General features: G+C 47.6%; 19 protein-coding genes. 16 read left to right on the top strand and 3 right to left on the bottom strand.

Annotated features, from left to right (window positions below; translation table 11 throughout):
* Nucleotides 1-19: 19 nt before the first annotated feature.
* The 15 genes from GCA01S_RS14695 (at nucleotide 20) to GCA01S_RS14625 (ending at nucleotide 12,476) form a co-directional block, all read left to right on the top strand.
* Nucleotides 20-982, top strand: coding sequence for an ABC transporter substrate-binding protein (locus tag GCA01S_RS14695; protein WP_042410973.1), 963 nt, complete (start codon nucleotides 20-22; stop codon nucleotides 980-982).
* Nucleotides 948-2,003 (top strand): FecCD family ABC transporter permease, encoded by a 1,056-nt coding sequence (locus GCA01S_RS14690; protein ID WP_042410971.1) that lies wholly within the window; start codon nucleotides 948-950, stop codon nucleotides 2,001-2,003. Before GCA01S_RS14695 ends, GCA01S_RS14690 begins: the two co-directional genes overlap by 35 nt.
* Nucleotides 2,003-3,487, top strand: coding sequence for an adenosylcobinamide amidohydrolase (locus tag GCA01S_RS14685; protein WP_042410995.1), 1,485 nt, complete (start codon nucleotides 2,003-2,005; stop codon nucleotides 3,485-3,487). Before GCA01S_RS14690 ends, GCA01S_RS14685 begins: the two co-directional genes overlap by 1 nt.
* Complete coding sequence (cbiB, locus tag GCA01S_RS14680; protein WP_042410969.1) at nucleotides 3,484-4,455, top strand: adenosylcobinamide-phosphate synthase CbiB; 972 nt, start codon at nucleotides 3,484-3,486, stop codon at nucleotides 4,453-4,455. Before GCA01S_RS14685 ends, cbiB begins: the two co-directional genes overlap by 4 nt.
* Complete coding sequence (cobD, locus tag GCA01S_RS14675; RefSeq protein ID WP_042410968.1) at nucleotides 4,412-5,482, top strand: threonine-phosphate decarboxylase CobD; 1,071 nt, start codon at nucleotides 4,412-4,414, stop codon at nucleotides 5,480-5,482. Before cbiB ends, cobD begins: the two co-directional genes overlap by 44 nt.
* Entirely contained in the window at nucleotides 5,479-6,036 is a 558-nt protein-coding gene (locus tag GCA01S_RS14670; protein ID WP_042410966.1) for a bifunctional adenosylcobinamide kinase/adenosylcobinamide-phosphate guanylyltransferase, read from the top strand. The genes cobD and GCA01S_RS14670 overlap by 4 nt, the downstream gene beginning before the upstream one ends.
* Nucleotides 6,036-6,824: an adenosylcobinamide-GDP ribazoletransferase gene (gene cobS, locus GCA01S_RS14665; RefSeq protein ID WP_042410964.1), complete on the top strand. Its 789-nt coding sequence runs from the start codon at nucleotides 6,036-6,038 to the stop codon at nucleotides 6,822-6,824. Before GCA01S_RS14670 ends, cobS begins: the two co-directional genes overlap by 1 nt.
* Nucleotides 6,782-7,435, top strand: coding sequence for a histidine phosphatase family protein (locus GCA01S_RS14660; protein WP_042410962.1), 654 nt, complete (start codon nucleotides 6,782-6,784; stop codon nucleotides 7,433-7,435). Before cobS ends, GCA01S_RS14660 begins: the two co-directional genes overlap by 43 nt.
* Nucleotides 7,369-7,785: a bifunctional adenosylcobinamide kinase/adenosylcobinamide-phosphate guanylyltransferase gene (locus GCA01S_RS14655; protein ID WP_042410959.1), complete on the top strand. Its 417-nt coding sequence runs from the start codon at nucleotides 7,369-7,371 to the stop codon at nucleotides 7,783-7,785. Before GCA01S_RS14660 ends, GCA01S_RS14655 begins: the two co-directional genes overlap by 67 nt.
* Before the next feature lie 14 nt (nucleotides 7,786-7,799).
* On the top strand, nucleotides 7,800-8,375 hold the full coding sequence (locus GCA01S_RS14650; protein ID WP_017435335.1) for a cob(I)yrinic acid a,c-diamide adenosyltransferase: 576 nt from the start codon (nucleotides 7,800-7,802) through the stop codon (nucleotides 8,373-8,375).
* Nucleotides 8,372-8,869 (top strand): ECF transporter S component, encoded by a 498-nt coding sequence (locus tag GCA01S_RS14645; protein ID WP_017435336.1) that lies wholly within the window; start codon nucleotides 8,372-8,374, stop codon nucleotides 8,867-8,869. The genes GCA01S_RS14650 and GCA01S_RS14645 overlap by 4 nt, the downstream gene beginning before the upstream one ends.
* Nucleotides 8,862-9,575, top strand: a complete 714-nt coding sequence (locus tag GCA01S_RS14640) for an AIR synthase related protein (RefSeq protein WP_042410957.1) — start codon at nucleotides 8,862-8,864, stop codon at nucleotides 9,573-9,575. Before GCA01S_RS14645 ends, GCA01S_RS14640 begins: the two co-directional genes overlap by 8 nt.
* A gap of 128 nt (nucleotides 9,576-9,703) precedes the next feature.
* Nucleotides 9,704-10,249, top strand: coding sequence for an RNA polymerase sigma factor SigX (gene sigX / locus GCA01S_RS14635; protein ID WP_042410950.1), 546 nt, complete (start codon nucleotides 9,704-9,706; stop codon nucleotides 10,247-10,249).
* Nucleotides 10,227-11,378: a GerMN domain-containing protein gene (locus GCA01S_RS14630; RefSeq protein ID WP_042410948.1), complete on the top strand. Its 1,152-nt coding sequence runs from the start codon at nucleotides 10,227-10,229 to the stop codon at nucleotides 11,376-11,378. Before sigX ends, GCA01S_RS14630 begins: the two co-directional genes overlap by 23 nt.
* 285 nt (nucleotides 11,379-11,663) lie before the next feature.
* A complete protein-coding gene (locus tag GCA01S_RS14625) occupies nucleotides 11,664-12,476 on the top strand; it encodes a histidinol-phosphatase (protein ID WP_017435341.1) in 813 nt (270 codons plus the stop codon).
* Nucleotides 12,477-12,528: 52 nt separating this feature from the next.
* Here GCA01S_RS14625 and serA read toward each other — a convergent pair whose 3' ends face one another.
* Together serA and GCA01S_RS14615 are read right to left on the bottom strand one after the other, a co-directional pair.
* Nucleotides 12,529-14,103, bottom strand: coding sequence for a phosphoglycerate dehydrogenase (gene serA, locus GCA01S_RS14620; protein ID WP_042410946.1), 1,575 nt, complete (start codon nucleotides 14,101-14,103; stop codon nucleotides 12,529-12,531).
* A 181-nt stretch (nucleotides 14,104-14,284) separates the two neighbouring features.
* Nucleotides 14,285-14,788, bottom strand: a complete 504-nt coding sequence (locus GCA01S_RS14615; RefSeq protein WP_017435343.1) for an inorganic diphosphatase — start codon at nucleotides 14,786-14,788, stop codon at nucleotides 14,285-14,287.
* A gap of 113 nt (nucleotides 14,789-14,901) precedes the next feature.
* Here GCA01S_RS14615 and GCA01S_RS20200 point away from each other — a divergent pair, with 113 nt between their 5' ends.
* A complete protein-coding gene (locus GCA01S_RS20200; protein WP_155835581.1) occupies nucleotides 14,902-15,075 on the top strand; it encodes a hypothetical protein in 174 nt (57 codons plus the stop codon).
* 37 nt (nucleotides 15,076-15,112) lie between these two features.
* Here the strand turns inward: GCA01S_RS20200 and GCA01S_RS14610 are convergent, their stop codons facing one another.
* Nucleotides 15,113-15,361 (bottom strand): ferredoxin, encoded by a 249-nt coding sequence (locus GCA01S_RS14610; RefSeq protein ID WP_003249499.1) that lies wholly within the window; start codon nucleotides 15,359-15,361, stop codon nucleotides 15,113-15,115.
* Nucleotides 15,362-15,579 lie beyond the last annotated feature (218 nt).

The raw sequence follows: 15,579 nt of genomic DNA, 5'->3' as shown, positions 1-15,579 counted from the left end.
GTAAAAAGGGGGAACAGCAATGAGAAAGTGGAAACAGTACATCGCGCTGCTTGTCGTCGTCCTGACATTCGGCCTATTGTTCGGATGCAGCGGGGCGAACGAAAGCAAAGCGCCTGCGAACAAAGAAGCAACAAAAACGGAACAATCGCAAGCCGCGTTTCCGGTAACGGTGAAAGATGGATTAGGGGAAGAAGTGACGATTAAGTCAGAACCGAAAAAAATCGTTTCCTTAATTCCAAGCAACACGGAAATTGCCTATGCGTTGGGATTAGGCGACAAAATCGTTGGCGTCAGCGATTTTGACAACTATCCGGAAGATGTGAAAAAGAAAGAAAAAATCGGCGGCATGGATTTCAACATTGAAAAAATTATTTCGTTGAAACCGGATTTAGTTCTCGCTCATGCGTCAGGCGCGCACAACTCAAAAGACGGGCTCAAGCAGCTGAAAGATGCAGGCATTACGGTGCTAGTAGTCAATGATGCGAAATCGTTTGCTGATGTATACCATTCGATCGAATTGATTGGCAAGGCAACTGGAACTGCCGGCAAAGCGCAAGAAATTATCAACAATATGAAAACGAAACTGGAAGAAATAAAAGAAAAGGCAAAACAAATTAAACCGGAAGAGCAAATGAAAGTATGGGTGGAAGTATCGCCGCCGCCGCAAATTTATACGGCCGGAAAAGGAACGTTTATAGATGAGATGATTCAGGCCATTTCGGCGAAAAACGTTGCCGGCGGCCTGGAAGGATGGCCGATGGTGACGGAAGAAAAAGCGGTGGCATACAAACCGGATGTGATTGTTACTACCTACGGCGGAGCGAAACAGGTGTTAGAACGCGCGGCGTGGAAAGATGTTCCAGCGGTGAAAAACAAGCGGGTATATGATGTCAATACCGATTTAGTCAGCCGTCCGGGCCCGCGTCTTGTTGAAGGAGTAGAGGAACTTGCAAAAGTTATTTACCCGGAAATCTTTAAGTAATGCATCGATGTATATCATTGCCGCAACGGTTGCGGCGGTCTCGCTTTTATTAGGGATATCGATAGGTTCGTTATCGATTCCCTTTTCTACTATTATCAAGATTCTTTTTTCGGCCTGGCTTGGATTGCCGCTGTCCGGCGGCGATGCTCCCGATGATCTTGTGCAAATCGTGATGATGATCCGCCTTCCGCGCGTGGTGCTCGCGTTTCTCGTTGGTGCGTCGTTGGCGGTCGCGGGCGCGGCGTTTCAAGGGCTGTTAAAAAATGCGCTTGCCGATCCGTATACGCTCGGCGTGTCATCCGGCGCTTCCGTCGGTGCGGTGCTCGTCATTTTTTTCGGTATTCAACTGCCGCTCTTTGGCACGTTTACTTTGCCGATCGTCAGCATTTTATTTGGGCTGGCGACGCTCGCGCTTGTGCTTTTATTTACAAGGGCCGTGGAACGGCAAATGTCGGTGGAGACGATCATTTTGGCCGGGATTATATTTGGAGCGTTTTTCAGCGCCCTTATCTCTTTGATGATTGCGCTGACCGGGGAAGAATTGCGGCAAATTATTGCCTGGCTGATGGGAAGCGTCGCGATGCGGGGCTGGAAATATACGGTGCTTCTCCTTCCGTTTTTTCTGCTCGGAGTCGTCTTGCTTCTTCTGAATGCGCGCGAGCTTAATGCGTTTGCCTTTGGCGAAGCGGCGGCGCTCCATGTCGGGGTGAACGTGATGCGCCGCAAAATCATGATTTTAACGGGGGCTTCGTTATTGACAGGGGCGGCCGTATCGGTGTCGGGGACGATCGGATTTGTCGGGCTCGTCGTTCCCCATATGGTCCGCCTTGTCTGCGGTCCGAACCACCGTTTGTTGTTGCCGTTGTCTTTGCTCTATGGTGGGGCATTTCTCGTGCTTGCCGATTTGCTGGCGCGCACGATCATTTCGCCGCGCGAATTGCCGATTGGTGTCATTACTTCCTTGATTGGCGCCCCGCTGTTTGCGTTATTATTTTTCCGAAGAATGAAAAGAAAGATGTGATCGATGTGCTGGAAGTAAACAACGTGTCTTACCGCTATCAGCGTAAACAAGTGCTTTATGATATTACCTTTACGGTGGAAAAAGGGGAAATATTTGGCATTTTAGGGCCAAATGGCAGCGGGAAAACGACATTGTTGAAGCTATTAAGCAAAGAGCTGTCTGTGCAAAGCGGCAGTATCACCGTGAACGGACGGCCGCTCCCTTCTTTTTCGCATAAAGAGTGGGCTCGTTTTGCCGCAGTGCTTCCGCAAACGATCGATGCGGCGTTTGGCTATACGGTCAAAGAAACGGTGGAGCTCGGACGGTACGCCCATCAGCATCGTTTATTGCCGATGTGGACGGAGGAAGATGAGCAGGCGGTCGATGCGGCGATTCATGAAGTCGGCCTCACCGAAAAAGCGGGAGAGAGCATCGAGCGCTTAAGCGGAGGAGAGCGCCAGCGCGCCTATTTGGCTCGGGCGCTGGCGCAAAATCCCGAACTGCTGCTGCTTGATGAGCCGACGAATCATATGGATATTACCCAACAGCTCCATCTATTAAATCAGCTTGTTCGTTCGGCAAAAGAGAAAAAACTGACCGTGATTGCCATTTTTCATGATATGAATATCGCCAGTTTATATTGCGACAGGCTTTTAATGCTAAAAGAGGGGAAGGCGGTTGCGCTTGGCACGCCGGAAGAGCTGATGGAGCCGGCGCTTCTCCATTCCGTGTTTCAATCTCCGGTAAACAAACAGGCACATCCGACCGTTTCCAAGCCACTGCTGGCCTTTTTGCCAGAAAGAGGATTGTCGGCCATCGAACAGCGGGGGCTGCCTGAACTCCTTACATGGACAACGATGGACGACTGCATCGCCATCACTGCGGCGGAGCCGCTCAAAGTGCTGTCTTCCGCACTTGTTGGCTCGGGGTTTCAATGGGCGACCCATTTTGTCAACCGGCAAGTTTCCAAAGACTATAACCGTGAAGATGCAGAATTAGAGATGAAGCAATATTTACGGAAACGAGGGCTTCCTGTTTCCAGTACGATTGGAATGATGACGGCAGTCGACATACATGATGCCGTTTGCATATATGAAAAACAAGACGCGTTTTCGCTCTGGGCGGTGGTGACGGCGGGAGTAGGAAATGCCGTCGATGCCGCGCATGCGTGGAAACGGAAGCAATTCGAACAAAAAATCGGAACCATTAATATGATGATTTTTATCGATGGAACGTTAACCGATGCTGCCTATGTGCAAGCGGTGATGACGGCGACAGAAGCAAAGGTGAAGGCATTGTATGAAGAAAACGTCCTTGATCCCGAGACGAACACGTATGCGACGGGTACTTCGACCGATTGCATCGTCATTGCCGCGACGCAGACGGGCACCGCTTTTTCGTATGCGGGAACGATCACCCCGATTGGCCAAGTGATCGGGCGCGTCGTTTATGAAGCAACAAAGGAAGCGCTGCGCCGATATCGAAAGCGAAGGGATTTTTCATGAGCCATCTGCTGGCGATTGCGCTGGCATTGATGCTTGATTTTTGGCTCGGTGATCCGCGTTGGCTGCCGCATCCGGTGCGGGGCATGGGAGCGCTTATCGCTTTTTTTGACCGGCGGTTAAACAAAGGAGCATATCGGCGCGTAAAAGGAATGGTGACGGTAACGGCAGTAACAGGAACGGTGTATATCATTTCGTTGCTTGCCGTCAAAATTAGTTATTCGCTTTCTTGGCTCTTTGGGGTTGTCGTAGAAGCGATCCTGATTTTTACCACGATTGCAACGAAAAGCCTACAAGAGGCGGCATGGAATGTGCTGCTGCCGCTCGAGCGGGGAGATATGGAGCAGGCGCGCCGCGAGTTAAGCATGATTGTCGGACGCGATACGGAAAACTTGGATGAACCGGAAATCGTGCGTGCCTGCGTGGAAACGGTGGCGGAAAATACAAGCGACGGCATTACCGCGCCGCTGTTTTACGCATGGATCGGCGGCGCGCCATTGGCGCTTTTTTATCGCGCTGTCAATACGTGCGATTCGATGCTCGGCTATAAAAATGATACGTACCGCGCGTTCGGCTGGGCGTCGGCAAGACTGGATGATGTCATGAATTATATACCAGCGCGTCTGACAGCGGCCGTCATGGTGTTCGCTCATAGCGGCAAGCGGTTCCGCTACTGCTGGCGCGTGCTGCTTCGCGATGCCCGCAAGCATCCAAGCCCAAACAGCGGCTGGCCGGAAGCGGCGATGGCGGCGCTTTTAGGCGTGCGGCTTGGCGGAACGAATACGTATCACGGCGTCGTTTCCAGGCGGCCGACAATCGGTGACCCGCTCGTTCCTTTGCAAACCAATCATATTCGCCGAGCGCTCCGAATTATGGTGGTGACCGTTTTGTCGTTTGTGCTGCTATTGTTGATAGGAGGGATGATCGTTGCGTTTACCGGCGCATGGGGCGAATCCTCGCAAGCTATATGAATACTGCAATATTCCGCTTCCGGAAAGGTACATCGATTTTAGCGTCAATACGAACCCGTATATGCTTCCGCCATCGCTTTGGCCTTCGCAAACGGAGTTTTGCCAATGGGCGATGGAGTATCCCGATCCCGAGGCGCGGCAGTTGGCGGAGCTGCTTGCTGAAACAGAAGGGGTATCGCCAGCAAAATTGCTTATCGCCAACGGTGCTTCCGAGTGCATTTATTTGCTCGCCAAACTGTTTGCCAATAAGCGGGCAGGCATTCTCGAACCGACGTTTTCCGAGTATCGCCGCGCCTGTCAGGCGCACGGCTGTAACATTGTCCTGCTTGTTGCAACGGAAGAACGAAATTGGAAATATGAGCAACAGGAGTTAATGAAATTAATAGAGGAGGTCGATGTTCTCTTTTTATGCCATCCAAACAATCCAACGGGAACGGTGATGAAAGAAGATGAGCTCTATGCGTTGCTTGCCGCGGCGGAGGAAGCAAGGACGTTTACGGTGATTGACGAGGCGTTTTACCCTTTTTGGTTTGGCGGCTTTACGGCAATGCAGTGGATGAATGACTTTTCCCGCTTAATCGTGTTGCGCTCCTTAACGAAAATCCATCATTTAGCAGGAGCGCGTATTGGCTATATGGCTGCAAATGAAGCGGTCATTGAAAAAGTAAAGGCGTTGCAGCCTCCATGGAGTGTAAGCCGGATTGCCCAGCAGCTTGCGCTCCGTTTTTTGCCGCTCGAGGAGTTTGCCGCGCAAACGAAGCAAATGATTGCCCAAGAAAGGGAAAGAATCACGGGCATATTGCGCGCATATGGCTATTCTGTTTCTTCGTCTGTCGCTAACTTTTATTTATTGCGGCGGCCGGGGTGTCCAACAGAAGAACTGTTTTTTTCTTTATTAAAGGAAGGGATCGTGCCGCGCCATACCGTCAATTTTCCTGGTCTTGACGGCCGTTATTTGCGCTTTGCCGTGAAAACGAAAGAAGAAAATGACGAATTATTGCATGTGTTAAAGCGGTGGGGAACATGATGGTGTTTATTAGCGGCGGCGTCCGCAGCGGAAAAAGCAAAGTGGCCGAAGGGTACGCGCGAAAGCTAGCGATCCCGGAATTCTCCTTGCACTATATTGCGACGGCAAGCGCTGATGACGACGAAATGAAGCAACGCATCATCCATCACCAAAAGCGGCGGGAGAAACAGCCGATTCAATGGGCAACGTGGGAGCAACCTGTTTGTCTTGACCAGCTGGTCGGATCGTTTACGAAAGAAGATGTCGTGCTGCTCGATTGTTTGACTAATTGGCTCGCCAATGAGCTGTTTCGTGATGACAGCTGGAAAGAGGAAAAATTATGTTTCCGTAAAGCGGCGTACATGTGGGAAACGCTAGAGCGGCTGGCGGGAGCGTGCAAAGCGTTGATTATTGTTTCCAATGAATTATTTTGCGGGGGAGTACCCGCTGATATCGGGACCTATCACTATATGAAAATGCTCGGCTGGCTTCACCAGCAAATTGTCGCGGAAGCGGAGGTCGCTGTTTTAGTCCAGCACGGGTTGGCAACGGTCAAAAAAGGAGAGTTGTTCTGATGAAAGCAGCTTGGAGCGGGTTATTATTATCGTTGCAATTTTTAACGGTGATTCCGGTTCGGAGGCAAATCGAGTGGAACGGTGACGTAGCGCGCTGGTCTGTCCGTCTTTTCCCGCTTATCGGCGCCATCATCGGAGCTGTCGCGGCCGTGATGTACTACCTGTTTTCTGCTTTTTCTTCCTTTTCTCCGCTGTTTCTGGCGCTGTTTCTTATGTGGCTGTCGGTTTGGCTTGCCGGCGGTTTGCACGCCGATGGTTGGATGGATGTCAGCGATGCGTTTTTTTCGTATCGGGATGTAAAGCGACGCCAAGAAATTATGAGCGATTCGCGCGTTGGAGCGTTTGCGGTATTATCTATTTTGTTTTTGCTTTCATTTCGCTTTTTATTTATGTTTGAAACAATATGTTCCGATTTTGATATATTTCTTATTGCTGTTATTCCGGTGTTTTCGAGAACAGCGATGGCATGGCTGCTTATTTGCGGAAAACCAGCGAAGCAAACCGGCATGGCTGCTGCTTTTCGGGAACATGCCGATCGTTACGATGCGCATGCCGCAATGACAATTGGCAGCTGTTTGCTCGCATGTTTATGCGCTACCCATCTTTCTGTTTTTAACACTATTATTTTTCTAGCATGCGGGACCATATTTGCTGCTTTCGCTGCACGTTTATTTTTTGAAAGACAATTTGGCGGCATTACCGGCGATACGCTTGGGGCGTTTGTGGAAGGGATGGAGACGTGGCTATGGTTTATTATTTGGCTATTACGTTCATACGTCACGGTATGACGCCGGAAAATGAAGCAAGGCGATATATTGGGCATACGGATGTGCCGCTTGCAGGGCAGGAAAAAACACGGCTTCTCCAAGCAGACTTGCAGTTTTTCAAGCCTGTTGATTTGCTTGTATCAAGCGATTTGCTGCGCTGCCGGCAAACGTGCGAGAGGTTGTTTAGAAACTATTGCGGCGCGAAATGCGAAATGGAGCAATGGCGGGAAATAAATTTTGGCGATTGGGAAGGAAAAACTTTTCCAGAGTTGAAAGAAATAAAAGAGTATCAGCAATGGCTGCATTCTCCGTTTTCCGTAGCGCCGCCCAATGGGGAAAGCTACAAAGCTTTTTGCCGGCGGGTGGAAGAAGCGCTTGAACAAACCATACTGCTTGCCGAACAAACAAACGCGAGGCATGTCGCCGTCGTCACGCATGGCGGCCCGATTCGTTACGTATTGGAACGCTACGCTCCGGTAGAACGGCCGTTTTGGGAATGGGCAGTGCCATTTGGCGGCGGGTTTACACTGCAATCGACGCTTGAGAGGTGGAAGGAGAAAAAACGATGCATTTCATTGTCGGAGGTGCTTTTCAAGGAAAACGAAAATGGGCGTGCACTTACTACCGAATAACAGAACGGAAGGATGTCGTTTGGTATAACGGATATGAATGCGAATATGGCGAGCCGGATGTGAATATACTCGAACGAATCGTTGTAATGGAAGGATTGGAAGCAGCGATTCGGCGTATTCCAGATTTAACTTATTGGAAACGTATGTTTCAAATGTGGCATGAGTGGGAACGACAAGATTCTGGACGAACGGTTGTGTGGATTGGTTCAGACATTACGCAGGGGGTTGTCCCGGTGGAAAAAGAGGAACGATTATGGCGCGATGTAACCGGTTGGTGTTACCAGCAATTGGCGCAGCTTTGCGACCGCATTGATCGTGTTTGGTGTGGATTAGCAGAACGAATGAAATAAGGGGGAGAAACGATATGAGGCTATATACGAGAACAGGTGACAAAGGGAAAACGAGTTTAATCGGCGGACGTGTCGATAAAGACCATCTGCGCGTGGAGGCGTACGGTACGTTAGATGAAGTAAATTCATTTGTCGGGCAGGCGATGACACTGTTAGATGAGGAGAAATTTCAAGATATTTACGCTGAATTGCAAAAAATTCAACATGAATTATTTGATTGCGGCGGCGACTTGTCCATCGTGAATGGAAAGCTTCCGTATAAAGTAACGGCGGATATGGTAGCCTTTTTGGAAACGCGTATCGATGAATATGTGAAAGAAGCTCCGCCGCTTGAAAAATTTATTTTACCTGGCGGCTCCCCGGCTGCAGCGGCGCTCCATGTTGCCCGTACGGTAACAAGAAGAGCGGAACGGTGCATCGTGTCTTTGAGCAAAGCGGAGCCGGTTAATGAAATTGTATTGCAATATGTGAATCGTCTATCTGATTACTTTTTTGCTGTTGCCCGTGTCATTAACGCGCGTTTGGGAGTAAAAGACGTCGAATATGAGCGGAGCGCCATCGTGTTTCGCGATAAGGAGGAGAAAAAATGATAGGAAGCCGGAAACGATTTGCCGCGACAATCGTGTTGATTAGTTTATCGGTGATCGGTTCGTTATTGAAGCTGCCAACTTCGCTTGGCAGCATTGCATTGGATAGCGCTCCAGCACTTGTTGCGGCAGCGATTCTTGGAGCGAACAGCGGCGCTCTCGTTGCCGCGTTTGGTCATTTCATATCAGCGTTTTTTGCAGGGTTTCCGTTAGGAGCGTTTCATTTGCTAGTCGCTGTGGAAATGGCAGCGCTTGTATATGGATTTGCTTGGCTATATCAACATAAATGGAAAAAGGCTGCTTTTTTCTTTTTCTTTGTTGGCAACGCCTTTTTAGCGCCGCTTCCATTTGCTTTATGGATGGGAAAAGCGTTTGTTTTGGCGATTATTCCTTCTTTGACGGCTGCGACGGCTGCGAACATCATCGTTTCATCTCTCGTTATTCCGGTGCTTTGGAAATTGACAATCATGGAATCGGAGAAGATGCCACGTGCGTGATGTATTGTTTGTACCTTTTTACGATGGCACAGAGTTAGTGGTTGCGACGGATGGTTCGGCAGCTATTGGAGAGAAAGAGAAGGATATTGTACACGCTCCATATGATGTCGTTGCGTATTTCGCTGCGCGCGTTGCATTCATGGAAGTATTGAGTGTTGGAGCAAAGCTGCATGCCGTGGTACTGCAAAATTTTGTGCATGATGAAGCGTGGGAAACACTTTGCAATGGCATTCGCAGGACGTGTCAAGAATTACATATAGACATTCCGGTCATCGGGAGCAGTGAAACGAATTTTCCAACGCTTCAGTCCGCTGTTGGCATAACGGTTGTTGGTACGGTGCAAACAGAGCGGAAACGGGTCGGAATAACACCAAAAGACGCAAAATTTGCGGTAATCGGCGAGCCTCTTGTCGGTGATGAAGTGTTGAAGCGCAATGAACGAGTTCTCTCTCTTTCGTTATTTCAAGCATTATTGAGACAAACGTGTATTTATGAAATTGTCCCGATTGGTTCAAAAGGAATTTATTACGAACTGCAGCAATTGCTACAGGCAAACGGCCTTGCTTTCTCATCATGTTCCTGCAAGCTGCCCCTTTTTGCTTCTGCCGGTCCGTCTACCGCTATATTAATTAGTTACCATCCTTGTGTGGAAGAGGAAGTCAAAAAGATTGCCAAAAGTTTATTTTTTCCGCTCTTCATAGATTAGTAAAATGGAAGAGAAAAGAAGGAAGAATATTTTGCAATATTCTTCCTTTTTTCACGTGGAAATTTTATCATGATTGTAACGAAACGATTTGTCGCGGCGACAAATGAAGTAGAATGGGAGGAGAAAGGATGGACTCCGTCTTTGAGGAGTTGTACGAAAAGTATCATGATGATATTTTTAATTTTTTATTTTATATGGTACGAAATCGAGAGCAGACAGAAGATCTCGTTCAGGAAGTATACATAAAAGTACTGCGTTCTTATAAGCGGTTTAAAGGGGAAAGCAGTGAAAAAACATGGTTGCTGTCGATTGCGCGCCATGTGGCGATCGATTTTTTCCGCAAACAAAAAAGCCGACAGCAGAAATTAGGAAAATTAGATTGGAGTGAAGAACAGCTTGGTGATGGACAGCCGCTGCCGGAGGAAATCGCGATTCAAAAAGAGGAGATTCAGCTAATGTACCGCTGTTTAGAACGTTGTACGATCGATCAGCAGCTTGTTATCGTGCTTCGCTTTATCCAATCGCTGTCGATTACGGAGACAGCGGAGGCGTTAGGATGGACGGAGAGCAAAGTCAAAACGACGCAGCACCGGGCGTTGAAAGTGTTGAAAAAGTATATGGAAGAAGAAATGGAGAAAGGAAGAGGACAGCGTGAAAAAGTTTCGGTGGAATGACGAATGCCTTGAGCATACGCTACAGCAGATGCCGATGATTAAAGATCATCGTTCGAAGGAAGAAATATATCAACAATTAATCAAAGCAAGAAAAACGGCACGCTGGAAAGCCTGGTTTCTTCCATCACTGATTTCCGTCGTTGCGGCGGTGTCTGTGGTGGCGATCTATGCACCTAGCCTTCCATTCACACAACGTCCGGAAAAAAGCTCTGAGAAGTTAGATCGGCATATGATAACGCTACAGGCGGAACAGCCGGCAAAGGAGAGCCAAACGCTTTTGTCTGCTAGGGAGCACGATTCGTTTTTATCGCGCATTGTGACCAAAGATGCATTGAATGATCAAGATATTGTCGTAGTAGGAATCCCTGATCAACAGTCGCAAATCATCATTCCCATTAGCGTTCCGGTAAAAAAATATGAACAAGCGGCTGAGCAGCTCAAAATGGCCAAATCACAAATTGATGAACAAAAATGGGGGTTATCAAAGCGGCTGCTTAATGGTGTCACGATTGTCCCTTCTCGTGAAAGCAATCGAGTCTGGCTGGTCCGGGTGTCAAAACAACATCCAGTTTTTTCCGAAGGATCGATGGGTGAATCATTGTTTCTTGCCAGCGTTGAAGAAACGATTCGCTGGATGGGTGGAAAGAAAGTCCGTTTTTTTACCGAAAAGAAGGAAGGAATGGCGTTTCATCATAAAGGATATATAAAGGAAGTGGAAATTCCGAATAAGAAGCGGGCGTATTATTTATATTGGTCCGGTTCGACGCATTCTGTGTTTCTTGTTCCGTCGCCGCAGCATGTTTCGACGTTTTTAGAAGCATTAAAACAGATGAAAAAAGATGGAGGTGGGCCGTTGCGCTCCACTGTCCCAAAAGGAGTTCGCATTAAGAAGGTGAGCGTGCAGAATGATCATGTCGTGATCCAGTTTACGGAAGATTCCAAGCTAAACGGACTGCCATCGATTCAATGGATGATGGAGGCGATTTTGCTTACGGCGAAAGAGTTCGGCTTTCGCACCGTTACATTTAAAGGCGGGGGAGTCAAGCAAATTGGCCCGTATATGTTTGGGAAAAAAATCGCCGTACCCGTTGGTCCAAATCCGATTACAGTATATGCATCTGCCCAATAAAAAGGAAGCGTTTTTTGTTACAATTTTGTTAATGTAGCAATGGCAACGTTCTATTTGCCGCTTTTCTCACATAATACAATATATGGCGGAATGATAACGAAAGGGAGGAACGGATGATGGGAGATGTGATGAGACGTTTGCTTGTCGTGGCAGGCATGGCTGCCTGCATTCGTTTGCTATTTATGGTTGGTATGGCGGGGTGAATGTGCGAAAATTCGCAAAACCGTTGTCCTCCTCATCTCTATGCGATATAATGATAGAAACGTAGAGGGAGGAGAGAGAAACATGTTAACCGATTATCACAATCATCTTGAGCGGGGAACGCTGACCCTCGAATATTTGCGGCAATTTACGGATGAAGCAGCAAGAAAGGGAATTCAGCATTTTGGCATATCGGAACATGCCTACCATTTTTACCAAACAAAAAATATTTTATCCAATCCATGGGTCGACGCGCGCCGTTACTATGATATGGATGACTATGTCCGGCTGTTCCATGAAGCGTGGGATGCCGGAATTGACGTAAAAATGTCCATTGAAATGGATTATACGCCGGGAAAACATGAAGAAATGGCGCAATTTATCCAATCTTATGAGTTTGATTATGTGATCGGTTCAATTCATTGGGTTGATGATTTTGGCATTGATTTGGCAGAGTACCGTCAAGAATGGGAACGCAGGGATCTATACGATACATACCGCAAATATTTTGACCAAGTTGTCACCTTGGCTGAGTCCAATTTATTCGATATTATCGGTCATCTGGATTTGGTCAAAATATTTAAATACGTTCCAGAAGATGAAGAATTTTTGCTCGAGCAATACGATCGCGCGACAACCGCGCTGGCAAACTCGAAAACATGCGTCGAAATCAGCACAGCAGGGCTGCGGAAACCGGTTGGCGAGCTATACCCGGATAAACGGCTATTGCAAATGTGCTACGATAAAGGCATCCCAATTGTGCTTTCCTCCGATGCGCATGTCCCTGAGCATGTAGGGGCAGATTACGACAAAGCGATTGCGCTTGCGAGAAGTGTCGGTTATACGGAGTTGATGACGTTTCATAAGGGGGAACGGAAGGCGGTGCCGCTAGGATAAAAGCGGTGATCACACAAAAAAGGAATGGGGTCGTGCCCATTCCTTTTTTGTTTTACACTTCTAATCTTTTTACGGTGTCAATATCTTCGATTTCGGTTAATTTTTGCATAACAGCATCATCAATTGGCTTATCTAGCGAAAGCAACATAATCGCTCTGCCGCCCGCTTCTTGTCGTCCGACTTGCATCGTGGCGATGTTTACTTGATGTTCGCCAAGCACGTTTCCGACTTTTCCGATCATCCCCGGGCGGTCTTGGTGTTGAATGTAAAGGAGATGTCCTTCCGGCGCAAAATCAATCGTAAATCCGTCAAAGTGGACGATGCGGTCGCCGTAGTTTGGAATGTGCGTGCCTTTGATCGTAAATGTTCTATTTTCGCCATGAACGGTAAGGGAGATGCAGTTGGCATAGCCGTGTGTTTCGTCAGAAAACTTTTCGCCGTACGTAATTCCCCGTTCCTTTGCGATCATGGCGGCGTTCACTTCGTTGACCGTCGAAGCGACACGCGGCCGTAAAAATCCAGCGAGCAGACTGCGCGTGATATAAGTCGTTTCTAAATCGGCGACGGTTCCTGCATACGTAACGGACAGTTCTTGAACCGGAATATTCATATATTGTGAGGCAATCATGCCCATCTTCTTCGCTAAATGGTAGAATGCTTGAATTTTCTCGTATACGTCTTTGGACAAGGCTGGCAGATTAATAGAAGATGTAACCGGTTTTCCTTCTAAAAACTGTAATATTTCCTCGGCAACTTGAGTAGCGACATTTAATTGCGCTTCGACAGTGGAAGCGCCAAGATGCGGAGTGACGATCACATTATCAAACGACAATAATGGATGGTCTCCCGGCGGTTCTTGTTCAAAGACATCGAGGGCGACCCCTGCCACATGGCCATTTTGCAAAAACGGAATGAGAGCCTTTTCGTCAATAATGCCGCCGCGGGCACAGTTGATGAGATACACGCCTTTTTTCGTTTTTGCCAAATTTTTCTCGCCGAGAAGTCCTTTTGTTTCTTTTGTCAGCGGAGTGTGCACGGTAATAATGTCGGCGCAAGCGAGCACCTCATCGAGCGTATGAATCGACACACCGAGTTTTTCGGCGCGTTCTTTCGTTAAAAACGGATCGTACACGTGCACGGTCATGCCAAAGGCGCGTGCACGTTTCGCTACTTCAGAGCCGATGCGGCCGAATCCGATGATGCCTAAATGTTTTCCTTTCAGCTCCATGCCAACAAACGCGGAGCGATTCCATTCCCGCGATTTGACCGAAATATGCGCCTGCGGAATGTGGCGTACGAGCGCGGCCATCATTGCAAAAGTGTGTTCGGCGGCGGAAATCGTATTTCCATTTGGCGCGTTAATGACGACAATCCCGCGCTTTGTCGCCGCTTCTACATCAATATTGTCAACCCCGACGCCGGCGCGGCCGATAATTTTTAAGTTCGGCATTTTTGAAAGCAGTTCTTCTGTCACTTTTGTCGCGCTGCGAACGAGCAAGGCATCAAATTCATGCAGTTCGTTTTCTGCTTCACTGACATTTTTTTGCACGATTTCAATTTGTTCGGATTTTCGTAGTGGGGCTAATCCTTCTTCGTTAATTGCGTCGGAAACTAAAATGCGAAACACGTCGATGTGCTCCTTTCTTATTCAAGAATTTTAAATTTCTGATAATTTACCATACTAAAGCGCTTTCTGTCAATGATATGAAAAGAAGTCATACCAATGTAAACGTTTTTATCATCGAATGTTCGGATTTTGCTTAATAAAATGCGCCCAAGCCGTTATGGAGACTTGGGCGCTGTGTTGTTTATTTATTTTTTTGTTCGTTGTAGCGGGCGATGCATTCTTCAATTAATTTGGCAGCAGCTTCCGGACCTTCCCATGTGCCGATTTCCGTCCGTTTTCCTTGCAAATCTTTATAACGCTCAAAGAAATGGGCGATTTCTTTTAATTTGTGCTGCGGAAGATCTTCAATGCTGCGGATTTCGTCGAAACGCGGATCTTCAACCGGAACGCCGATCAGCTTTGCATCTTCTTCGCCGCTGTCAACCATGTTTAAATAACCGATGACACGTGTGTCAATCACGCAGCCAGGGAACGTTGGGTTGGTGGTGATGACTAAAATATCGAGCGGGTCGCCGTCTAAAGCGAGCGTGTTTTGCAAATATCCGTATTCTGCTGGATAAAACATCGGTGAGTACAGGACGCGGTCTAGTTTGAAAATGCCCCGTTCTTTGTCGAATTCGTACTTGTTTTGGCTTCCTGCCGGAATTTCGATAAATGCTTCAACCACTTTATTTTCGAATGCCACAACACGTTCCTCCTTTAAATTATGTATGCGTTTCTATTATAGAATAGATGGTAAAGGGTAGCAACTACAGAAATAGGCCGTTCGCAAACACGTGAATGTGGATGATCCATTGCTTGCAAATATTTCATGTTGCGATGGAAAGCAGTTCAGACGATTCACGCTTTTCTGTCGTAACAGATGGACGAGAATGCCGGCCGGCAAATGCATTTGCCCGCGGAAAAGCAGCTTTTGCATCCATTTCGCTTGATTTTATTGACCAATCAACACTCTCGGCGAAACATAAATAAACCCCTCTTGCATTGTTGGCAAGAGGGTGTATGTTTATCAATCAAATTTATTTGGGTCTCCGTCAAACGGCTCGTCGGCGACTTTAATCGACTCGGTTGGGCAGCCTTCGTAGGCGTCCATCATGTCGTCGATCAGAATTTCCGGAACTTCTACGATGCCTTGATTATCATCTAAAGTAACGTAGGCGATGCCGTCTTCATCGTAGTCGTAAATGTCTGGAGCCGCCGCGCCGCACGCTCCGCAGGCGATACATGTTTCCTTATCCACAATCGTATATTTTGGCATGATAAAAACCTCCCCAAGTTCTATTCGAAACGGACGATTCATCTCCGTGTTCTATACTCGGAAATGAACTTTCAATTTTATAATAAGGCTGTTTCAGCAACTTTTCAACATAAAAATGTCACATCTGCGTTTTTAATATATAAACGGTGTCTACTTGCCTATTATGCATTCTTTCTAAACAGAAAAACTTTATGAGCGAAACAAGGCAGGTAATTCTG

Origin of the sequence: Parageobacillus caldoxylosilyticus NBRC 107762, from assembly GCF_000632715.1 — a bacterium.
GTDB lineage: Bacteria > Bacillota > Bacilli > Bacillales > Anoxybacillaceae > Saccharococcus > Saccharococcus caldoxylosilyticus.
The sequence above is the reverse complement of the archived record's forward strand: the minus strand, read 5'-3'. Positions and strand labels throughout refer to the sequence as shown.